The organism is Acidovorax sp. LjRoot38 (assembly GCF_964252975.1).
Classification (GTDB): domain Bacteria; phylum Pseudomonadota; class Gammaproteobacteria; order Burkholderiales; family Burkholderiaceae_C; genus Acidovorax; species Acidovorax facilis.
Window position 1 is genome coordinate 54,295 of record NZ_CAXUPT020000017.1, and the last position, 20,236, is coordinate 74,530.

Below are 20,236 nucleotides of genomic sequence, written 5' to 3' on the forward strand. Positions count from 1 at the left end.
CCTCAGAACAAAAAGTAGCGCTGCGCCATGGGCAGCACGGTGGCGGGCTCGCAAGTGAGCAGCTGCCCATCTGCGCGTACCGAATAAGTCTGCGCGTCGATTTCCATCTTGGGCGTGTAGCTGTTATGCACCATGTGCTGCTTGCGCACGCTGCGGATGTTGCGCACCGCGCTCAGCGTTTTGCGCAGGCCGAAGCGCTCACCGATGCCCGCCGCCAAACCTGCCTGCGAGACAAAGGTGAGGGAGGTCTTGGCAATCGCTCCGCCAAACGCGCCAAACATCGGCCGGTAGTGCACGGGCTGGGGCGTGGGGATGGAGGCGTTCGGGTCGCCCATCGCCGCCATGGCGATGAGGCCACCCTTCAAGATGAGCGCGGGCTTCACGCCAAAGAATGCGGGCTTCCAGATGACGATGTCGGCCCATTTGCCCACTTCGAGCGAACCCACTTCATGGCTGATGCCGTGCGCAATGGCGGGGTTGATGGTGTATTTGGCCACGTAGCGCTTGATGCGCGTGTTGTCGTTGCGGGCGGTGTCACCTTGCAGGCTGCCGCGCTGCACCTTCATCTTGTGCGCGGTTTGCCAGGTGCGCAGGATGACTTCGCCCACGCGGCCCATGGCCTGGCTGTCGCTGGACATCATGCTGATGGCGCCCAGGTCGTGCAGGATGTCTTCCGCGGCAATCGTCTCCTTGCGGATGCGGCTTTCGGCAAAGGCCAGGTCCTCGGCAATGCTGGCATCGAGGTGGTGGCACACCATGAGCATGTCCACATGCTCGTCGAGCGTGTTGTGCGTGTACGGCATGGTGGGGTTGGTGGAGCTGGGCAGGAAGTTGTCCTCGCCCACCACGCGCAGGATGTCGGGGGCATGGCCGCCGCCCGCGCCTTCGGTGTGGAAGGCGCAGATGCCGCGCCCACCTACGGCGGCAATGGTGTTCTCCACAAAGCCCGATTCGTTGAGCGTGTCGCTGTGGATGGCCACCTGCGTGTCGGTTTCTTCGGCCACGTCCAGGCAGTTGCTGATGGCCGACGGCGTGGTGCCCCAGTCTTCGTGCAGCTTGAGGCCGATGGCGCCTGCGTTGATCTGCTCATGCAGGGCATCGGGCAGGCTGGCGTTGCCTTTGCCGAGAAAGCCCAGGTTCATCGGGAAAGCGTCGGCCGCCTGCAGCATGCGCTCCATGTTGAAGGGGCCTGAGGTGCAGGTGGTGGCTAGCGTGCCCGTGGCGGGGCCGGTGCCGCCGCCCAGCATGGTGGTCACGCCGCTGGCCAGGGCCTCTTCGATCTGCTGCGGGCAGATGAAGTGGATGTGGCTGTCGATGCCGCCTGCGGTGACGATGTTGCCCTCGCAGCTGATGACCTCGGTGCCGGGGCCGATGATGATGTCAACGCCGGGCTGGGTGTCGGGGTTGCCGGCCTTGCCGATGGATGCGATGCGGCCTGCGCGCAAGCCGATGTCGGCCTTGAAGATGCCGGTGTGGTCCACAACGAGGGCATTGGTCAGCACCGTGTCCACCGCCCCCTGGGCGTTGCTGCGCTGGCTTTGTGCCATGCCGTCGCGAATGGTCTTGCCGCCGCCAAACTTCACCTCTTCGCCGTAGCTGCCTGCGCGCAGCGTGTGATCGGCTTCGACTTCGAGAATGAGTTCGGTGTCGGCCAGGCGCACGCGGTCGCCCACGGTGGGGCCAAACATTTCGGCGTAGGCGCGTCGTCCAATGGTTGCCATGGTGGGGTGCTCCGCTTTCCGGTGGGCGATAAATACTATTGTTTTAATAGCTGCTAGCGCTTATCTATAAAGCGCTAGAGGCCAATTTGGCTCAAATCTTGGCGGTTCAGTGCTAGAGCGCACCCTGCGTGAGGCCCTGAAAGCCGAACACGCGGCGGTCGCCGGCGTAATCCACCAGCTCCACGGTGCGCTCCTGGCCGGGCTCAAAGCGCACGGCGGTGCCCGACGCAATGTTCAGCCGCATGCCGCGCGCAGCCGCGCGGTCAAAACCCAGCGCGTTGTTGGTTTCGGCAAAGTGGTAGTGCGAACCGACCTGAATGGGTCGGTCGCCGGTGTTGCGCACCACCAGCGTGAGGGTGTGGCGGCCGGTGTTGAGCGGGTGTTCGCCGGGTTCGGTGAAGAGTTCGCCTGGGATCATTGCGTGCTCCTGGTGGGTCAACGGGTCAGGCCATTTGCGCGAGCAGCGCACCACCGAACACCGCCACGCCCGCACCTGCGGCGCGCGCCAGCCACACATGGCGGTGGCGCAGTGCCCAGCCCGCCGCGAGGCCCGTGCCATGCAGCAGCATGGTGGCAGTCAGCATGCCCGCAAGGGTTTGCCAGGCGCTGTCGCTGCCTGCCAGTTCGTAGCCATGGGCCACGCCGTGGAAGACAGCGAACACGCCCACACCCAGCGCCGCCACCAGTCCGGGCACGCGCAGGCGCGACACGACCAGCAGGCCTGTGACCAGCAGCGACGCAGCAATCATCGGCTCCACAGCAGGCAGCGCCACGCCCTGCAGGCCCAGCACGGCGCCCACCAGCTGCATGGCCGCAAAGCCCACGGGGCCCCATAGCAGTTCGCGCCCGGCGCTGCGCGCGGCCAGGGCGCTCCACAGGCCCACGGCCACCATGGCGGCCAGGTGGTCCAGGCCGAACAGGGGGTGGGCAAGGCCGCTGAAGAAACTGTTGTGGATGTGGGATTCAGCGCCTGTATGGGCGTTGGCGCATGTGCTGATTGCGCTGGCAGCTATGAAAAGGAGAGCGGCTGTGTGGCGGTGTGAGAGTGCGATGCGCATGGGGGCTCCACAGAGAGAACGAGGGACAGAGAGAAAGGGGGTCAGACGATCGGTTGATGGACGGTGACCAGCTTGGTGCCGTCGGGGAAGGTGGCCTCGACCTGGATGTCAGGAATCATCTCGGCGATGCCGTCCATCACGTCCGCGCGGGTGAGCACGGTGCGGCCCTCGCTCATCAATTGCGCCACGGTCTTGCCGTCGCGCGCGCCTTCCATCACGGCGGCGCTGATCAGGGCCATGGCCTCGGGGTAGTTGAGCTTCAGGCCCCGGGCCTTGCGGCGCTCGGCCAGCAGGGCGGCGGTGAAGATCAGCAACTTGTCTTTCTCACGAGGGGTCAGTTCCATGTCGTTCTGCTCAATGTAAGGAGGGGTGGGCTCGTGTGGCGGGTTGTCCAGGCCGGACACGCGGGGCAATCGTCATCGATGGCCGTGCGGTCCGAAGGGCAGCGGATTCATCATAGGCAGCAAGCCCCGTGCCCGCCATACGCCAGAGGGCGCAGGGGTGGTGCCCACCCGCGGCGGCCGTGGCATGGAAACTGCACTTGCAGGGCTTGTCGCAACCCCTGTCCATGCCTCCCTCCACCGCCTCTCTTGTCCCGCCCGAAGTGGCCTCGGCGCCCGCATTGGGGCCGGATGCCGACGCGCAAGCGCCGCAGCAGGTCGTCAAGGTGCGCCGCGACTACAACAGCTGGGTCGCCACCGAGACCATGGAGGACTACGCACTGCGCTACACCCCCCAGCGCTTTCGCAAATGGTCTGAATGGCGGGTGGCCAACACCGCGTTTGGCGCGGCCTCCTTCCTGATCCTGGAGGCCGTGGGCGCCACGCTGCTGGTGCAGTACGGCTTCATCAACGCGTTCTGGGCCATCGTGGCCACGGGGCTCATCATCTTCCTGGCGGGGCTGCCCATCAGCGTGTATGCGGCGCGCTATGGGGTGGACATGGACCTGCTCACGCGCGGCGCGGGGTTTGGCTACATCGGCTCCACGCTCACCTCGCTGATCTACGCCAGCTTCACTTTCATCTTCTTCGCGCTCGAAGCCGCCGTGATGGCCTACGCGCTGGAGCTGGCGCTCGACATCCCGCCCACCTGGGGCTACCTGATCTGCGCCATTGTGGTGATTCCACTGGTCACGCATGGCGTGTCGGCCATCAGCCGCCTGCAGGTGTGGACACAGCCGCTGTGGCTGGTGATGCTGGTGGTGCCGTTTGTGTATGTGATCGTGCGCGATCCTGGTGCGTTTTCTGGCATAGTGCACTACGGTGGTGAGTCAATGCGGGGCGTCACATTCCAGCTGCCCTTGTTTGGTGCGGCGCTCACGGTCGGTATTGCGCTCATTACCCAGATGGGGGAGCAGGCCGACTACTTGCGCTTCATGCCCGCATCCACCCCCGCCACACGTGGTCGCTGGTGGCTGGGCGTGCTGGTGGGCGGGCCGGGCTGGGTGGTGCTGGGCGTGCTCAAGATGCTGGGCGGCGCGCTGCTGGCTTATCTGGCGCTCACGCACATGGTGCCTGCCGAGCGTGCGGTAGACCCCAACCAGATGTACCTGGCCGCGTATGAATACGTGTTCCCCCACTACGGCTGGGCGGTGGCGGCCACGGCGTTGTTTGTGGTGGTCTCGCAGCTCAAGATCAATGTGACCAACGCCTACGCAGGCTCGCTGGCGTGGTCGAACTTCTTCTCGCGCCTTACCCACAGCCACCCGGGGCGCGTGGTGTGGGTGGTGTTCAACACCCTCATCGCCTTCATGCTGATGGAGATGAACGTGTTCCGCGCCATGGGCGAGGTGCTGGGGCTGTACTCCAACATCGCCATCGCCTGGATCATGTCGGTGGTGGCCGACCTCGTCATCAACAAGCCGCTGGGCCTGTCGCCCAAGGGCATCGAGTTCAAGCGCGCGCACCTGTACGACATCAATCCGGTGGGCGTGGGCTCGATGGCGCTCGCGTCCATCCTGTCCATCAGCGCGCACCTGGGCCTGTTCGGACCGCTGCCGCAGGCGTTCTCGGCGGTGATTGCGATGGCGGTGGCCTTTGTCACCGCACCGCTCATTGCCTGGGCCACTGGAGGGCGCTACTACATTGCGCGCCAGCCCGATCCCACTGCGGTGACCGATGTGGTGGCGGTGCCCATGCACGGTCCGGTCAGCGGCAAACAAGGTGCTGACCTGGGCAGCACCATGCGCTACACCGTGCAGCGCTGCGTGATCTGCGAGCGCGAGTACGAAGCCCCGGACATGGCCCAGTGCCCTGCTTACCGGGGGGCTATCTGCTCGCTGTGCTGCACGCTCGATGCGCGCTGCGGCGACCTGTGCAAACCCCACGCGAGCATGGCGGTGCAATGGTCGGCCGCGCTGCGCTGGGTGCTGCCGCGCGCCATGTGGCGCTACCTGGACACGGGCCTGGGTCACTTCCTGCTGCTGATGCTGGTGATCGCGCCGCTGCTGGCCTCGGTGATGGGGCTGCTGTACCACCAGGAGCTCAACACCATCGCCCAGGCGGCCACTGACACCGAGGTGATGGCGGCACCCGAAGTGGCGCTGCGCTCGGGCCTGCTCAAGGCCTATCTTGCACTGCTGGTCATTTCGGGCATCGTGGCCTGGTGGCTGGTGCTGGCGCACAAAAGCCGCCAGGTGGCTCAGGAGGAATCCAACCGCCAGACCGGCCTTCTGGTGCGCGAGATCGAGCTACACCGCCAGACCGACGAGGCCCTGCAGACCGCGCGCAGCGTGGCCGAGCAGGCGCGCCAGGTGGCCGAAGAAGCCAAGCGCGCTGCCGACCAGGCCAACCAGGCCAAGAGCCGCTACATCAGCGCCATCAGCCACGAGATCCGCACGCCGCTCAACTCCATCCTGGGCTACGCGCAGCTGATGGGCGAGGACGCGGGCGTGCCCCCGCACCGCAAGCAGGCGGTGCATGTGATCCGCCGGGGCGGCGAGCACCTGCTCTCGCTCATCGAGGGCACGCTCGACATCGCGCGCATCGAATCCGGCAAGCTCACGCTGGACGTGACGCCCATGCGTTTTTCCGATGGTCTGCATGAGATGGCCAGCCTGTTTGAACTGCAGGCCGCGGCCAAGGGCCTGGCCTTCCAGTTTGATGTGCTGGGCGTGATTCCGGAAGTGGTGCGTGCCGACGAAAAGCGCCTGCGCCAGATCCTCATCAACCTGCTGGGCAACGCCGTCAAGTTCACCGCGCACGGCACCGTCACGCTGCGCGTGCGCTATGCCCGCGAGATGGCACGCATCGAGGTGCAGGACACGGGGCCGGGCCTCACGGCCGAGGAGATCGAGCGCATCTTCGAGCCCTTTGCGCGCGGCGGCTCGGGCGGTGGCAACACCGCTGCCGCACCGGGTGCGGGTCTGGGTCTGACCATTGCCAAGATGCTCACCGCGCTCATGGGCGGCGAGCTGACGGTGAGCAGCACCCCAGGCGTGGGCTCTGTGTTCCACGTCAAGCTGTTTCTGCCCGAGGTGCATGGGGATGCGCTGGGCAAGGCGGCGGCGCCCGTGGCTGTGCAAGCCCAGCGCGCGCGCCGAGGGTATGCCGGCGAGCGCCGCCGCATCCTGGTCGTGGACAACGAAGAGCCCGACCGCGAGCTGCTGGTGCAACTGCTCGAACCCCTGGGCTTTGAGCTGCGCCAGGCGGCCAGCGGCCACGATGCGCTGGATCTGCTGGCCACCGGCTACCGGCCGCACGCCATCTTCATGGACCTGGCTATGCCGGGCATCGACGGGTGGGAGACCTTGCGGCGCGTGCGGCAGATGCGGTTGCCGAACGTGCATTGCGCCATTGTTTCCGCCAATGCGTTTGACAAGGCGCTGGACAACGACGTGGACATCCGCCCCGAAGACTTCATCGTCAAGCCCGTGCGCCACAGCGAGCTGCTCGACTGGCTGGAGCGCCGTTTGGTCTTGCAGTGGCAATACGGCGAAGCCGATATGACCCCCGCCTTGCCTGCGGCAGCGGATGCGCCCCTCACGTACCCCGACACCACCGCCCTTGCCGCCTTGGCCCAGGCGGTGGCGCTGGGCTACTACCGTGGCATCCTCAACACGCTGGACGACATTGAACGCAGCCAGCCCGCGCACAGCGCTTTTGTGGGCACCATGCGGCAGCTGGCCAAGCAGTTCCAGTTCGATGCCATGGGCCAGATCCTGGAGCAGGCGCCATAGTGATGACCACCGCCAACCCATCTTCCTTGCACGCGTCTGCAGCGCCCGGTGCAGCGCTGGACCGCACCGACAGCGATGTGGTGCTGATCGTGGACGACGTGCCCGACAACCTGGCCGTGCTGCACGACGCGCTGGATGAATCGGGCTACACCGTGCTGGTCGCCACGCATGGCGAGGCGGCCTTGCAGCGTGCCGCGCAGGCCCTGCCCGACATCGTGCTGCTCGACGCCATGATGCCCGGCATGGACGGTTTTGAAGTCGCCCGGCGCCTGAAGGCATCGCCTGCCACGGCGCACATCCCCATCATCTTCATGACGGGCCTGACCGAGACCGAGCACCTCGTGGCCGCGCTGGAGGCGGGTGGCGTGGACTACGTCACCAAGCCCATCAAGCCCCGCGAGGTGATGGCGCGCATGGGCGTGCACCTGGGTGCAGCCCGCAAGGCCCGGCAGGACGCCCGCCAGGCGCGCGAGGCGCGCAACGCGCTCGATGCGTTTGGCTACGCCAGCATCACCGTGCGTGCGTCGGACGGCCGCATCGTCTGGCAAACCCCGCTGGCGCGCGAGCTGCTGCAAAGCTACTTTGGCGAAGTGAGCCCCGATGGCACGCCCACCGCATTTGGCCAATGGGCGCCCGAGCCGGTGCAGGCCTGGCTGCGCCGCCATGTGCTGGCCGACAACGCCGCCGAGCTGCTGGCCGCATCGCTGGCCGAACCGCCACGTCTGGCGGTGGAACAGGGCGCGCGCCGCCTCACCTTCCGCCTGCACCAGCAGGCGGGGGACAGCGCCGGCGGCGGCGACTGGCTCATCGTGATGCGCGAGGTGTCCGACGCAAAAATCATCGAATCCATGAGCCTGTCCTTCAAGCTCACCGCGCGCGAGGCCGAGGTGCTGTACTGGGTGGTCAAGGGCAAGATCAACCGCGACATCGGCGACATCCTGGGCGCGAGCCCCGCCACGGTGAAGAAACACCTGGAGCGCGTGTTCGCCAAGCTGGGGGTGGAGACGCGCACCGCAGCGGCGGCCATGGCCATGAATCGCATCCGGCAGCTGCACCCGCAGTTTGAGGGATAGATTTTGGTGTTTTTGGCCGCTAGCGCTGGTTGCTAAAGCGCTGGTAGCTATGAATTTTGAAGAGCCAGTGTGACCGCCTAGGCCGCGCGTCAGCGGCCCACAGCCTTCTCCAGCTCTTGCTTGTTCATCTTTGAGCGCCCTTTGATCCCCTGCCGTTTGGCGTCTTCGTAGAGCTGATCCCGGGTGCGCCCCTGCGGGCTACGGTGCGAGTTCCTGCCTCCGCGCACAGGCGCTGGCGTGGCATGCAGGGTCTGAGGGGCGGCGGTTTTACTTTCGCCGTGCTGTGCGCGTTCCTTGTTGACCGTGCGGGCCGCTATTTCCTCGACCGTGTCTTCGTCCTTGCCGCGTTCCAGCAGGCTGTCCTTGATGTGTTCGTACTGGCGCTCGCGTTTGGCGCTCCAGGTTCCGCGTGGCATGGTGGGCTCCTTAGAGTGGCAGGGTGATGAGCGTTTCAGCTTAGGCCCTGGCCCGGCGGCCCCGGTCAGTGTTGCGCGGGGGCGGGTGTAGGACGCATGCCCCGCATGTCTTCTGAAGGGAGTGGGAGCCCAAAATTTGGTCAAAAACGGCTGTAGCGCTTATTTTACAAGCGCTTATAGCTATTATTTTTGAATGAACTACATCCCCAGCGACTTCAGCAGTGCGTCCGTGTCGTCCTGCCCCCCCGCAGGCGGTGGTGCGGGCACGGGAGGGGCTTCTTGCGACTGGGCCATCAGCGCGTCGGCATCCGGCACTTCCTGCGCCTCGAAGTCGTAAAGCTTGATGAACTCGGTGCGGTCGATGGCCAGTTCCAGGTAGAAGATGTTGTTGTTGCTGGTGTAGAAGGTCACACGCCGGGCTTCGGGCTTGTCCAGGTTGGCGTCCACGCTCAGCATCACCTGCTTGTTCAGCACCAGCATCTTGGGCTGGTTCTGGGTGATGTGGGTCTGCAGCTCGCGGCGCACCTTGCCGGTGAAGTCGCCCACCACCTGGTTCATCAGCTCGCCCATCACATTGCTCACTTCGTCCGACGTGTAGGAGCTGACCAGATCGTCCTTGGACATGCCCATGTTCAGCAGGTAGTTGGCATACAGCTCCATCGCGGCCTGGGCCGAGAAGTTGATGATGACCAGCCCCGAGAAGCCGCCATCGAACAGCACAAAACAGCCGATGTCGGGCTTGAGGCACGTCTTGCTGATGCGCTGCACCATGCCGGAGTAGTGGATCTGGCTGTGGGTGGCCACGTTCAAGACCCGGGTGACGGAGTTGCACAGGCTGATCAGCAGATCTTCGGTGCCGTAGACGGGGGATTTATCGGGGAGGCTCATGGTGTGGGTAGGCATCTGCCAGGAAAAACAACAACAAAACTGCAACGCAGACAGAGCATAGGCGATGGCGCACCGCGAGGCCAGAGTGCTTTCCGCCCTGGTGCGCTCAGCTGCGGGTGTTGGCCGTGCGGTTCTTGGGCGTGGAACTTGCGTGCCCTTGATCCGGGCCATACCACGTTGGCGCCCTGGGCCCGCATGGGATGCAGCGGATTGACAACCAACCGGGCAGGCGTATCGTGCCTCCCATACCAAAAGAGAGGGGCGCCAGATGGGTGTTGTCTATAACTATGGGTTGGCCGATTTCCAATCGATTGCGGCGGGCGCAGCGGTTTTGGCCAGTGGGGGGGGCGGCAGCTACCACGACGCTTGTTCGATCCTTCAGGAGCTGGCTGGTCAGGGCTGGAGCGGCACGGTCACGGTGCAGGACTATGACGGCGCCACCAACGCCTGTGTGCTCGCCATCATGGGCTCGCCCGATGCGGCCGACAGCCTCACGCTGTCTGCGGTGCAGAACTCGGTCAGCAACACCGTGGCCGTGATGGAGGCCAGTACCGGTGCCCTGCTGGGCGCCTTGATCCCTGTGGAGATCGGGCCCATCAATTCGCTCGTGCCGCTCATTGGCGCGGCCATGTCGCAGGGCGCGGTCTGGGTGGTCAACGGCGATGGCGCCGGCCGTGCCGTGCCCGAACTGCCCCAGACCACCTTCACCGGCGGTGCGCAGCTTGCGCCGTGCCCCGCTGTGCTGGCCAGCGATGCCTCTACGCTGGTGGATCTGGAATCCGCTGTGCTGGGCGCTTCTACCGCTGCGCGCGTGGAGACCCTGGCGGGTGGCGTGGTGGCCGGGTTTGGCGGGTATTCGGGCATTGCCATGTGGCCCTCCAACGCGGGCAACGGCTTTGCGTTGTCGGGCAGCTACATTCCGGGCACGCTGGAGCAGGCGCGGGGGCTGGGGCAGTTTCTGCTGCAGGCCGCCACGCCGCCCGCCACTGCTGCCGTGGCGGACGTGATCACCATGATCACCGGCCGCCCAGCCAGCGCGGTGGTGACCAATTTTTTCATCACCTCGGTCACGCAGTCCACCTCCAGCGCGTCGCTGGATTCGGGCATCATCCGCCTGGACAACACACAGGACCCGAGCCTGAGCACCGAGACGCACTATCTGTACAACCTGAACGAGAACCTCATCATGTACTCGTCTGCGAGCGTGGCGCCCGATGTCATCGCCCCCGACTCCATCTGCTACTACTCGGAAAGCACGGGCCGCGGCTTTTCTAACGCCAGCGACGACCTGGCCCTGTACTTCGATCCCACCACGGGCAAAAGCACGGGCCAGATGGTGAGCGTGATCGCCGTACAGACGGCCCCCCAGCTTTACAACACCCCGGGAGTCGTAGCGTCGTTTGCCGGTTTGCTGCGCAACATGGGTTACGCCGGGGCGATGCCGTCGGCCTGAAGAATCAAGGGTTTTTGCCGCCATGGGTGATGAAGCAGACCTGAACAAGGAGCGGCTGGAGCTGGTGCTGGAGGCCGCCGGGCTGGACCTGTGGGAGAACGATCTGGTCAGCGGCCAGGTCACCCACAAGGCCACCAAGACCTTTGAGGAGCTGGGTTTTACCCAGGACGAAATCGTGACGGGCGTGCAGGACATCTTTGGCCTGTTCCACCCTGGCGACCTGGAAAGCGTCAAGCAGGCGGTGGCCGACCACGTGGCAGGCATCACACCGCAGTACCGTGCCGAGTTCCGGCTGCGCTCCAAGGCGGGCGAGTGGATCTGGTTTGCCAACTACGGCCGCATCATGGACCGAAGCAGCGCCACGCCCGGCAAGCGGTTGATTGGCGTCACCTTCAACATCCATGACCGCAAGCAGAAGGAAGACGAGATTGCGCAGATCAACCAGCAGCTGCTGGAGCAGAACAAGCTGCTGCAAGAGCTCAATACCGCGCTGGAGTTGCTGGCCGCCAATGACTCGCTGACGGGCCTGGCCAACCGGCGCACGCTGATGGAACTGGGCGCGAACGAATGCAAACGCACCGAGCGTTTTGACCACCCGCTGTCCCTGCTGGTGGTGGACATTGACCTGTTCAAGACGGTCAACGACGCCTGGGGGCACCTTGCGGGAGACCGCGTGATCTGCGCCGTGGCCCAGGCCTGCGCGGCGCGCAAGCGCAGCGGTGTGGACATCGTGGCGCGGTTCGGGGGCGAGGAGTTTGTGATCGTATTGCCCGAAACCGATGGCGTCAGCGCCTTGCGTGTGGCCGAATCACTGCGCCACGATGTGGCCGCGTTGAGCGTGCCCGTCAATGAGCAGGGTGCGAGCGCTTCGGTCACCGTGAGCATCGGTGTGGCCACGATGCACAAGGGCTCGGGCATCGGCTTTGAAGAGCTGGTCAACCGTGCCGACAAGGCCCTGTACCGCGCCAAGGGCACGGGGCGCAACGCCGTGTACTGCGCCGATGTGCAGCAGGGTGGGGCCCCTGCGGTCCATGTACTCATCGAGCCGGACGAAGACGCAGACGCAGACGGCGTTGTCACCGCCTGAGCACCGTCCGCTCCTCACTCCTCGCTCGTCCACTCCACCTGCACGCCCAGGCTGCGCAGGTTCTCCACGAAGTGCGGGTGGGCGCGGCGGATGGGTGTGGCGTTGCGGATCTCCGAGCGCCCGGGGGTGCTCGCCGCCACCATGAAGAGCGCAATCGCCACGCGGATGATGTAGGGGCTCTCCACCACCGCAGGCGTCAGCGGGTTGCCGCCAAAGGTCACTAGCCGGTGCGGGTCGGACTGGAACACATGCGCGCCAAACTTCGACAGCTCGCCCGCCCAGCCTAAAGCGCCGTCGTACACCTTGTTCCAGAACAGCGCATTGCCCTCGGCCCGCACACCGAGGGCGATGAAGATGGGCAGCAGGTCCACCGGAAAGTACGGCCAGGGCGCCGCCTCCACCTTGGTCAGCACATTGCTGGTGAACGGCGTCTGCACCTTGAGCGGGCCCGCGCAGTGCGCGCGTGACCAGCCGTCCTCGTGCGTGATCGTGACGCCAAACTTGGCGAACGTGCGGTCGATGAGCGGAAAGTTCTCGGGCGCGCTGTTCTTCACCACCACGTCGCCCCCCGTGATCGCACCCAAGGCGAGGAAGGTGGTGATCTCGTGAAAATCTTCGTCAAAGCGGAACTCGCCACCGCGCAGGGTGGTGCCGCCGTGCACAGTGATGCGCGACGTGCCCATGCCCTCAATGCGCACGCCGATCATGGTCATGAAGCGGCAGAACTCCTGCACATGCGGCTCCGACGCGGCGTTCGTCAGCACCGACGTGCCTTCGGCCGTGGCGGCGCACAGCACGAAGTTCTCGGTGGTGGTGACCGATGCGTAGTCCAGCCAGTGGTGGTTGGCCTGCAGCCTGCCGTCGCAGCGGATCAGCAGCGAGCCTTCGGCCCGTTCCACGCGCCCGCCAAAGCGGTGGAACACCTCCACATGCGGGTCGATCTCGCGCACGCCCAGCGTGCAGCCCTTGACGTTGTCCTCCAGCCGCGCCACGCCAAAGCGCGCCAGCAGCGGGGGCACCAGCATGATGGACGAGCGCATTTCCTCGGGCAGGCGGTGGTGGGCCGCGTCGAACGTGGTGGCGTGGTGGTGCAGGTTCAGCGTGCCAGTGGCGTGGTCCATGCGCACATCGCTGCCCAGCGTGCGGAAGATGTCGAGGATCTTGCGCACATCGGTGATGTCGGGCACGCCGAGCAGCCTGAGTGGCTCGTTGGTAAGCAGCGTGGCGCAAAGCACGGGCAGCACCGCGTTCTTGTTGGCAGATGGGATGATGCGGCCCCGCAGCGGGGTGCCGCCGTGGACGACGAGGTTGGACATGGGGAGGGAGGAGAAGAGGCCTGGGCGGGCCAGGGGTTGCGCGAGGTCGATACTCTAACTGGGTTGGGTTTTTTGTGTATTTGGGGACAGCATGCTTGGGGTGAGTGCGGAGGCCGGGAGTAGCCCGGCATGCGAGTAACTTTCTTTTGCTTCGCCAAAAGAAAGTCACCAAAGAAAAGGCGACCCCCAGTCTGCGACCCCTGCGCTTCGCTACGGGGCAAACCTGCGTCGGGGCGGTTGCGGGGTGCGCCGCAGAACTCACTGCGCGCCTGCGGCGCTCCGCTCGAACAACTGCGGCGAGTCAGAGCACGAAGCATGGGCGCTCCGACGCCCATGCCACCCCGCAACCGCCCCGCCGCAGGCGCAGCCAGCAGGGGGTTGGGCACCCGAATATCCAACAGCCGAACAGCCACACGGGCCTTTGTTTCGCTCGGCCTCACCTCGCGGGCGCAAGCGCCACACGCTGCGCAAACTGGGCCGAGCGAAGCAATGGCCCGAATGGATGTCCGCTCCCCGGGTTCCCTTCAGGATGCGCCGAGGAGCGCAGCGGCCAGCGGATCAGGGCTCGCGATTGTCTGAGCGCAACGAAGTGGAGCGAGTTCGAGCGAGACCCCGCTGGACGCGAGCACCGCAGGTTGCCCGCAGCGAAGCGAAGGGACGCAGCGTGTAGGGTCGCCTTCTCTTTGGTAACTTTCTCTTGGCGACGCAAGAGAAAGTTACTGCGCCGCCGGGCGCACCCCCCGGCTCCCGCCCTTGGCAAAGGCATGGGGATCGATCAGCGGAGGGCTTCGACAAGCTCAGCCCGAACGGACAGCTGAACCGATCAGACCCCGACAAGCTCAGCCCGAATAGCCGATAGCATGAGGTATGCTGCAAAAATAATAGCTATAAGCGCTTTATGGACAAGCGCCAGCGGCAGAAACAACCAAAAATCAACCCCGCCCCTCAGCCGCCTGATGAATCGCCGCTCGAATCCTCGGATACGTCCCGCACCGGCACGCATTGCCCCCCATCGCCGCATCAATGTCCGCATCGCTGGGCTTGGGTGTTTTCTTGAGCAGCGCGCAGGCTGACATCAACTGCCCGCTCTGGCAGTAGCCGCACTGCGCCACATCCAGGACCGTCCATGCGGTGCGCAGGGCCGTGGCTTCGGGTCCTTGCAGGCCCTCGATGGTGGTCACATCGGCATCGCCCACGGCCGAGAGGGGTGTGATGCAGGCGCGCACGGGCTTGCCATTCAGATGCACGGTGCAGGCGCCGCACAGCGCCATGCCGCAGCCAAACTTGGTGCCGTTCATGTGAAGCTCGCCGCGCAGCACCCACAGCAGGGGCGTGTCGGGTTCGGCGGTGACGGCGATGGCTTTGCCGTTGATGCGCAAGGTTGTGGACATGGTGGTTCCTTGAATCGATTCAGGCCAGCTTCAGGGGCAGGGCGCGCAGGCGCTGGCCAGTCAGTGCGAACAGCGCATTCGCCACCGCAGGCGCAATGGGCGGCACGCCGGGCTCGCCCACGCCCTCGGGCGGTTCGGCGCTGTCGATGATGTGGGTCTCCACCCGTGGGCAGTCGGCCATGCGCAGCAGTGGCACGTCGTGAAAATTGCTCTGCTGCACCTGCCCGTCCTTCAGGGTGATCTCGCCATACAGCGCCGCCGTGAGGCCAAACACCACGCCGCTTTCCATCTGCTGCGCAATCAGGTTGGGGTTGATGGCCGCGCCGCAGTCGACAACGCACACCACGCGGTGCACGCGAATGGCCTTGTCCGCCCCCACCGCCACTTCGGCCACCTGCGCCACGATGGAGCCGAACGACTGGTGCAATGCCACGCCGCGCGCACGCTTCTCGCCCGCTGCACCCGGTGCCAGCGGCTTGCCCCAGTCCGCCAGCTCGGCCGCCTTTTGCAGCACCTTCAGATGGCGCGGGTGCTTTTGCAGCAGTGCGGCGCGAAACGCCACCGGGTCCTGCTTGGCCGCTGCTGCGGCCTCGTCCACAAAACTTTCCTTGAAAAATGCCTGGTGCGAGTGCCCGACCGAGCGCCAGAAGCCCACCGGCAGCGGCAGGTCGACGATCTCGTGCGCAATGCGCGCATGGGGCCATTCGTAGGGCTGGTCGAACGCGCCTTCGGACGTGGTCTTGTCCGGCCCTGCGCCTGCGAGGCCAAAGGTGCGCACCAGCACCTGCGGCACGATGGCTTGGCCCACCGACACGTTGTGCCAAGCCACCAGCTGGCCCTGGGCATCAAACCCGGCCTTGAAGCGGGCCATGCACGCGGGGCGGTAGAAGTCGTGCTGCGTGTCCTGCTCGCGGCTCCACAGCGTTTGCACCGGCGCACCACCGGCCACCTTGGCGATGGCGGCGGCCTGGGCCACGTAGTCGGCCTCCAGCCGGCGGCCAAAGCCGCCACCCAGCAGCAGCTGGTGCAGGGTCACTTTTTCGTCGTCGATGCCCAGCGCCTTGGCCGCCGCGCGGCGCGCCAGGCCCGGCACCTGGGTGGATGTCCACACGGTGGCAGCGCCGTCTTTGAACTGCACTGTGCAGTTGATGGGCTCCAGCGCGGCGTGGGCCAGGTAGGGCGCGCGGTAGTCGGCGGTGATGGTGGTCGCAGCGCCTTGCATGGCCGCGTCCACATCGCCCGCGCTGTGGTAGCCAAAGCCTTTGGCCTGGTCCAGCGCCTGGGCCAGTCGCGCCATCACGGTTTCGCTCGACAAGGTGGCGGCGGGGCCGTGGTCCCATTCCACGGTGACTGCGGCGGCGGCCTTTTTGGCGTGCCACGGCGTGTCGGCAATCACGGCCACACCGCCCGTGCCGCCGTGGTAGGGCGCCACTTCGAGCACGTGTTTCACGCCGGGCAGCTTTTGGGCGGCGGCTGCATCAAAGCGGGCCACCTTGCCGCCGCGTGTGGGGCACATCACGAGACAGGCGTGCAGCAGGCCGGGCGGGTTGGCGTCGATGCCGAACACGGCTGTTCCATCGAGTTTGGACGGCGCCTCGATGCGCGTGAGCGGCTTGCCGATCAGCTTGAACTGCGCGGGCTCCTTGAGCGTGACCTTGCCCGGCATGGGCTGCTGCGCGGCCAGGGCGGCCAGTTCGCCAAAGGTGGCGCGCTGGCCCGCGGTGTGTTCCACCCAGCCCGCGTTGGCCGTGCACTCGGTCGCCTGCACGCCCCACTGCGCAGCGGCAGCGCGGATCAGCATCGCACGCGCATGGGCGCCAGCTTCGCGCATGGGCAGCCACAGGTCCTTGATGCTGCTCGATCCGCCCGTCATCATCACGCCCACCTCGCGCATCGTCTTGGCAGTCAGCCAGCCGGCCACGGCCTTCGTCGAGCCATCGTTGTCGGGGTGAAAGGGCAGGCCGTCCACCACCGTGGCGAGGTTGTTGTAGATGTCGTCGATGGGCGTCATCTCCAGCCGCACCTGCGCCCAGTCGGCGTCCAGCTCTTCGGCCAGGATGGCGGCCAGGCCCGTGTGCGCGCCCTGGCCCATTTCGGACTTGGCCATCATCACCGTCACGGTGTTGTCGGCCCCCACTTTGACCCAGCCGTTCAACGCGGCCTGTCCGCTGGTCTGCGGCAGCGGGTCGGACGGGTGCAGGCGCTGGCGTGGCGGCATCACGCCCCAGCCAATGACCAGCGCGCCCGCTGTTGCGGCGCCGCCGAGGAGCACTGTGCGTCGTTTCACCATGGGTTCATTCCTTGTTGGGGCCTTAGCCGCCCATCGTAAATCCGAGGGGCGTTTCTCCACCACCGGGATTGCCGCAGATTTTGAGTGTTTTTGGCCTCCAGCGCTTATATATCAAGCGCTATTAGCTACTGATTGCATAGCGTTTCGCCTACCCGACACAACGCGGGTGACCTGGCTTTACGCGTTCGCTCCGGGCCGCCGTGTACGCCACCCGGCGTATTTCCCAAGCAGGCCCCGCTCTCCAGAATCCATTCCATCGCTCGATCACCCAGGGCCCCGCAAGGGACCGGCGAGCGAAGCGGTTTGATTGATTGAAACCACCACCGGAGAAGCACACATGCAACGTCGTTATTCCCTCAAGGCCCTTGCGGCCGTCGCTACGCTCGCTGGCCTGTCTGCGCTGCCAGCCCACGCGCAGGAGACCATCAAGGTCGGCATCCTGCACAGCCTGTCGGGCACCATGGCCATCTCCGAGACCGTGTTGAAAGACACTGTGCTCATGGCCATCGACGAGATCAACGCCAAGGGCGGCGTGCTGGGCAAGAAGCTCGAACCCGTGGTGGTGGACCCGGCCTCCAACTGGCCCCTGTTCGCCGAAAAAACCAAGCAGCTGCTCGGCCAGGACAAGGTCTCGGTCATCTTCGGTTGCTGGACCTCGGTGTCGCGCAAGTCGGTGCTGCCAGTGGTCGAAGAAATGAACGGCCTGCTGTTCTACCCCGTGCAGTACGAAGGCGAGGAGCTGTCCAAGAACGTGTTCTACACCGGCGCCGCGCCCAACCAGCAAGCCATCCCTGCGGTGGACTACCTGATGAGCAAGGACGGCGGCAGCGCCAAGCGCTGGGTGCTCTTGGGCACAGACTATGTGTACCCCCGCACCACCAACAAGATCCTGCGCGCCTACCTCAAGTCCAAGGGCGTGAAGGACAGCGACATCGACGAGAAGTACACCCCGTTCGGCCACTCTGACTACCAGACCATCGTGGCCGACATCAAGAAGTTCAGCCAGGGCGGCAAGACGGCGGTGGTCTCCACCATCAACGGCGACTCGAACGTGCCCTTCTACAAGGAACTGGGCAACGCAGGCCTGAAGGCCAAGGACGTGCCGGTCGTCGCGTTCTCCGTGGGTGAAGAAGAACTGCGCGGCGTGGACACCAAGCCGCTGGTGGGCCACTTGGCCGCATGGAACTACTTCCAGTCCATCAAGAGCCCGGCCAACACCGAGTTCATCAAGAAGTGGAGCGACTACGCCAAGGCCAAGGGCATTGCCGGCCACAAAGACAAGCCGCTCACCAACGACCCGATGGAAGCTACCTACATCGGTATCAACATGTGGGCCCAGGCCGTGACCAAGGCCAAGAGCACCGACACCGACAAGGTGATTGCCGCCATGGCTGGCCAGACCTTCAAGGCACCGTCGGGCATCGTCAGCAAGATGGACGAGAAGAACCACCACTTGCACAAGAGCGTGTTCATCGGCGAGATCAAGGCCGATGGCCAGTTCAACGTGGTGTGGAAGACGCCTGGTCCTGTGAAGGCCAAGCCATGGAGCCCGTACATCGAAGGCAACGACAAGAAGAAGGACGAGCCGGACGGCAAGTCGAAGCTGTGATTCGGTACACCCCCCTGAGGCGCTAGCGCGCCTTCACCCCCTCTCTCGCCTCGCTGCGCGATTCGGGAGGGGGGACGATGCCAGCGGCCCGGCAAAGCCGGTTCCGCGGCATCCCTGGCCTGGGTTCGCGCATGTTCCGCGGCCCGCTGCTTTTTCAGACGCCACCGGCTTGTGCCATGCTTTCATCCATCTTTTCCCGCCTGATCGCCTGCCTGCTGCTGTGTGCAGCCGTGCAGGCGCACGCACTCACGGCCGAGGCGGCGCGGGCCATGGCCAGCGGCGATACCGACGAGCGCATCGCCGCGCTGCAGCAGGCCATTGCCACCCCCGACGACGCCACGCTGGCCTTTATCCGCGCCATGGGTGAAGACGCCGTCAAGATCGCAGGCGACAAGGCCATCGTCATGAAAGACGACAAGGGCTACGACCCGGTGAGTGGCGCCGAGGTGCCTGTGCCCGACGATGCCGAAGACATCGTCAACAACAACCGCATGCGGGGCGAGTTCGACGCAGCGCTGGCTTCGCTGCAACTGCTGTCGCCCGATGTGGCCCAGCGCCGCACCGCCATCGACGCGCTGCGCGAAGAGACCGACGAGGCGCGTCTGCCTCTCATCGAGAAGGCCCTGGCCGCCGAGAAGGACGTTGCCCTGCAAGCCCGGCTCGAAGCCATCCGCGCGCGCATCCTGCTGGCGAGCAGCGATGCGTCGCAACGCCTGAAGGCCGCGCAGTATCTGGCCACCAGCGGCAACCCCGGCACGCGCACCGTGCTGCTGGAGCAGCTGCGCAATGAACAGGATCCGCAGGTCAAGACTGCCATCCAGGCCGCGCTGACTGCGGTGGAAGGCCGCCTGCAGTGGGGCGAGAAGCTGGCCGCGCTGTTCACTGGCATCAGCCTGGGCTCCATCCTGCTGTTGGTGGCGCTGGGCCTGGCCATCACCTACGGGCTGATGGGTGTGATCAACATGGCCCACGGCGAGCTGATGATGATCGGCGCCTATGCCACCTATGTGATGCAGGGTGTGTTCCAGCGGTACTTTCCGGGTGCGTTCGACTGGTATCTGGTCGCGGCCGTGCCGGTGGCATTCATGGCGTCGGCCCTGATGGGCGCGGTGCTGGAGCGCAGCGTGATCCGCTTCTTGTATGGCCGCCCGCTGGAGACGCTGCTGGCCACCTGGGGCATCAGCCTGATGCTGCAGCAGCTGGTGCGCACCGTGTTCGGCGCGCAGAACGTGGGCGTGGAAAACCCTGCGTGGATGAGCGGCGGCGTGCAGCTCATGGAAAACCTGCAGCTGCCCTGGAACCGCGTGATCATCGTCGCCTTCGCGCTGGCGGTGCTGGCCGGTGTGGCCTTCCTCATCAGCAAGACACGGCTGGGCCTGTTTGTGCGCGGTGTTACGCAGAACCGGCCCATTGCCTCGTGCATGGGCGTGAATACGGCGCGTGTGGATACCTATGCCTTTGCACTGGGCTCGGGCATCGCGGGCCTGGCGGGCTGCGCGCTGAGCCAGGTGGGCAACGTGGGGCCCGACCTGGGGCAGAGCTACATCGTGGACTCGTTCATGGTGGTGGTGCTGGGCGGTGTGGGCCAGCTGGCCGGCACCGTGTATGCCGCGCTGGGCCTGGGTGTGCTCAACAAGTTCCTCGAAGGCTGGACGGGCGCCGTGCTGGCCAAGATCGCCGTGCTGGTATTCATCATCATCTTCATCCAGAAGCGGCCGCAGGGCATCTTTGCGGTCAAGGGGCGTACGGCCGATTGA

Annotated in this window: 15 protein-coding genes; 6 read left to right on the top strand and 9 right to left on the bottom strand. The window is 65.5% G+C overall.

Going from position 1 to position 20,236, the window contains the following annotated elements:
• Positions 1-2: 2 nt before the first annotated feature.
• From ureC to ACSQ22_RS23110, 4 genes are all read right to left on the bottom strand, one after another.
• Positions 3-1,721: an urease subunit alpha gene (gene ureC / locus ACSQ22_RS23095; RefSeq protein WP_218298662.1), complete on the bottom strand. Its 1,719-nt coding sequence runs from the start codon at positions 1,719-1,721 to the stop codon at positions 3-5.
• A 112-nt stretch (positions 1,722-1,833) separates the two neighbouring features.
• A complete protein-coding gene (locus ACSQ22_RS23100) occupies positions 1,834-2,139 on the bottom strand; it encodes an urease subunit beta (protein ID WP_436131668.1) in 306 nt (101 codons plus the stop codon).
• Between the two features lie 25 nt (positions 2,140-2,164).
• Positions 2,165-2,779, bottom strand: a complete 615-nt coding sequence (locus ACSQ22_RS23105) for a HupE/UreJ family protein (protein WP_436131669.1) — start codon at positions 2,777-2,779, stop codon at positions 2,165-2,167.
• A 41-nt stretch (positions 2,780-2,820) separates the two neighbouring features.
• Positions 2,821-3,123: an urease subunit gamma gene (locus ACSQ22_RS23110; RefSeq protein ID WP_055399013.1), complete on the bottom strand. Its 303-nt coding sequence runs from the start codon at positions 3,121-3,123 to the stop codon at positions 2,821-2,823.
• A 224-nt stretch (positions 3,124-3,347) separates the two neighbouring features.
• On the opposite strand from ACSQ22_RS23110, the gene ACSQ22_RS23115 reads away from it, so the two are divergent.
• A complete protein-coding gene (locus ACSQ22_RS23115) occupies positions 3,348-6,956 on the top strand; it encodes a hybrid sensor histidine kinase/response regulator (protein WP_436131670.1) in 3,609 nt (1,202 codons plus the stop codon).
• A gap of 2 nt (positions 6,957-6,958) precedes the next feature.
• Complete coding sequence (locus tag ACSQ22_RS23120) at positions 6,959-8,029, top strand: response regulator (RefSeq protein WP_055399009.1); 1,071 nt, start codon at positions 6,959-6,961, stop codon at positions 8,027-8,029.
• Positions 8,030-8,118: 89 nt separating this feature from the next.
• Here ACSQ22_RS23120 and ACSQ22_RS23125 read toward each other — a convergent pair whose 3' ends face one another.
• Positions 8,119-8,445: a plasmid stabilization protein gene (locus tag ACSQ22_RS23125; RefSeq protein WP_436131671.1), complete on the bottom strand. Its 327-nt coding sequence runs from the start codon at positions 8,443-8,445 to the stop codon at positions 8,119-8,121.
• Between the two features lie 198 nt (positions 8,446-8,643).
• Complete coding sequence (locus tag ACSQ22_RS23130) at positions 8,644-9,333, bottom strand: DUF3334 family protein (protein WP_176888588.1); 690 nt, start codon at positions 9,331-9,333, stop codon at positions 8,644-8,646.
• 268 nt (positions 9,334-9,601) lie between these two features.
• Here ACSQ22_RS23130 and ACSQ22_RS23135 point away from each other — a divergent pair, with 268 nt between their 5' ends.
• Both ACSQ22_RS23135 and ACSQ22_RS23140 read left to right on the top strand, forming a co-directional pair.
• Positions 9,602-10,786 (top strand): S-methyl thiohydantoin desulfurase domain-containing protein, encoded by a 1,185-nt coding sequence (locus tag ACSQ22_RS23135; protein WP_121422534.1) that lies wholly within the window; start codon positions 9,602-9,604, stop codon positions 10,784-10,786.
• A 22-nt stretch (positions 10,787-10,808) separates the two neighbouring features.
• Positions 10,809-11,873 (top strand): sensor domain-containing diguanylate cyclase, encoded by a 1,065-nt coding sequence (locus ACSQ22_RS23140; protein WP_121507372.1) that lies wholly within the window; start codon positions 10,809-10,811, stop codon positions 11,871-11,873.
• Positions 11,874-11,887: 14 nt separating this feature from the next.
• Here the strand turns inward: ACSQ22_RS23140 and ACSQ22_RS23145 are convergent, their stop codons facing one another.
• From ACSQ22_RS23145 to ACSQ22_RS23155, 3 genes are all read right to left on the bottom strand, one after another.
• Complete coding sequence (locus ACSQ22_RS23145; protein WP_436131672.1) at positions 11,888-13,189, bottom strand: UDP-N-acetylglucosamine 1-carboxyvinyltransferase; 1,302 nt, start codon at positions 13,187-13,189, stop codon at positions 11,888-11,890.
• 932 nt (positions 13,190-14,121) lie between these two features.
• Positions 14,122-14,580 carry a (2Fe-2S)-binding protein gene (locus ACSQ22_RS23150; RefSeq protein ID WP_436131673.1) on the bottom strand — a complete coding sequence of 153 codons (459 nt, stop codon included), beginning with the start codon at positions 14,578-14,580 and terminating at the stop codon, positions 14,122-14,124.
• A gap of 19 nt (positions 14,581-14,599) precedes the next feature.
• Positions 14,600-16,870, bottom strand: coding sequence for a xanthine dehydrogenase family protein molybdopterin-binding subunit (locus ACSQ22_RS23155; protein ID WP_218298652.1), 2,271 nt, complete (start codon positions 16,868-16,870; stop codon positions 14,600-14,602).
• 337 nt (positions 16,871-17,207) lie between these two features.
• Between ACSQ22_RS23155 and urtA the strand changes: the two genes are divergently transcribed.
• Both urtA and urtB read left to right on the top strand, forming a co-directional pair.
• The gene (gene urtA, locus ACSQ22_RS23160; protein WP_176888594.1) at positions 17,208-18,479 is read left to right on the top strand and encodes an urea ABC transporter substrate-binding protein; all 1,272 of its coding nucleotides are present in this window, start codon (positions 17,208-17,210) and stop codon (positions 18,477-18,479) included.
• A gap of 176 nt (positions 18,480-18,655) precedes the next feature.
• Positions 18,656-20,236: an urea ABC transporter permease subunit UrtB gene (urtB, locus tag ACSQ22_RS23165; RefSeq protein WP_436131674.1), complete on the top strand. Its 1,581-nt coding sequence runs from the start codon at positions 18,656-18,658 to the stop codon at positions 20,234-20,236.

What these genes read in the sequence shown, in the direction of transcription:
- ureC (WP_218298662.1), bottom strand. Translation starts at nt 1,721, where the DNA reads ATGGCAACCATTGGACGACGCGCCTACGCCGAAATGTTTGGCCCCACC.
- ACSQ22_RS23100 (WP_436131668.1), bottom strand. Translation starts at nt 2,139, where the DNA reads ATGATCCCAGGCGAACTCTTCACCGAACCCGGCGAACACCCGCTCAAC.
- ACSQ22_RS23105 (WP_436131669.1), bottom strand. Translation starts at nt 2,779, where the DNA reads ATGCGCATCGCACTCTCACACCGCCACACAGCCGCTCTCCTTTTCATA.
- ACSQ22_RS23110 (WP_055399013.1), bottom strand. Translation starts at nt 3,123, where the DNA reads ATGGAACTGACCCCTCGTGAGAAAGACAAGTTGCTGATCTTCACCGCC.
- ACSQ22_RS23115 (WP_436131670.1), top strand. Translation starts at nt 3,348, where the DNA reads ATGCCTCCCTCCACCGCCTCTCTTGTCCCGCCCGAAGTGGCCTCGGCG.
- ACSQ22_RS23120 (WP_055399009.1), top strand. Translation starts at nt 6,959, where the DNA reads ATGACCACCGCCAACCCATCTTCCTTGCACGCGTCTGCAGCGCCCGGT.
- ACSQ22_RS23125 (WP_436131671.1), bottom strand. Translation starts at nt 8,445, where the DNA reads ATGCCACGCGGAACCTGGAGCGCCAAACGCGAGCGCCAGTACGAACAC.
- ACSQ22_RS23130 (WP_176888588.1), bottom strand. Translation starts at nt 9,333, where the DNA reads ATGAGCCTCCCCGATAAATCCCCCGTCTACGGCACCGAAGATCTGCTG.
- ACSQ22_RS23135 (WP_121422534.1), top strand. Translation starts at nt 9,602, where the DNA reads ATGGGTGTTGTCTATAACTATGGGTTGGCCGATTTCCAATCGATTGCG.
- ACSQ22_RS23140 (WP_121507372.1), top strand. Translation starts at nt 10,809, where the DNA reads ATGGGTGATGAAGCAGACCTGAACAAGGAGCGGCTGGAGCTGGTGCTG.
- ACSQ22_RS23145 (WP_436131672.1), bottom strand. Translation starts at nt 13,189, where the DNA reads ATGTCCAACCTCGTCGTCCACGGCGGCACCCCGCTGCGGGGCCGCATC.
- ACSQ22_RS23150 (WP_436131673.1), bottom strand. Translation starts at nt 14,580, where the DNA reads ATGTCCACAACCTTGCGCATCAACGGCAAAGCCATCGCCGTCACCGCC.
- ACSQ22_RS23155 (WP_218298652.1), bottom strand. Translation starts at nt 16,870, where the DNA reads ATGGTGAAACGACGCACAGTGCTCCTCGGCGGCGCCGCAACAGCGGGC.
- urtA (WP_176888594.1), top strand. Translation starts at nt 17,208, where the DNA reads ATGCAACGTCGTTATTCCCTCAAGGCCCTTGCGGCCGTCGCTACGCTC.
- urtB (WP_436131674.1), top strand. Translation starts at nt 18,656, where the DNA reads ATGCTTTCATCCATCTTTTCCCGCCTGATCGCCTGCCTGCTGCTGTGT.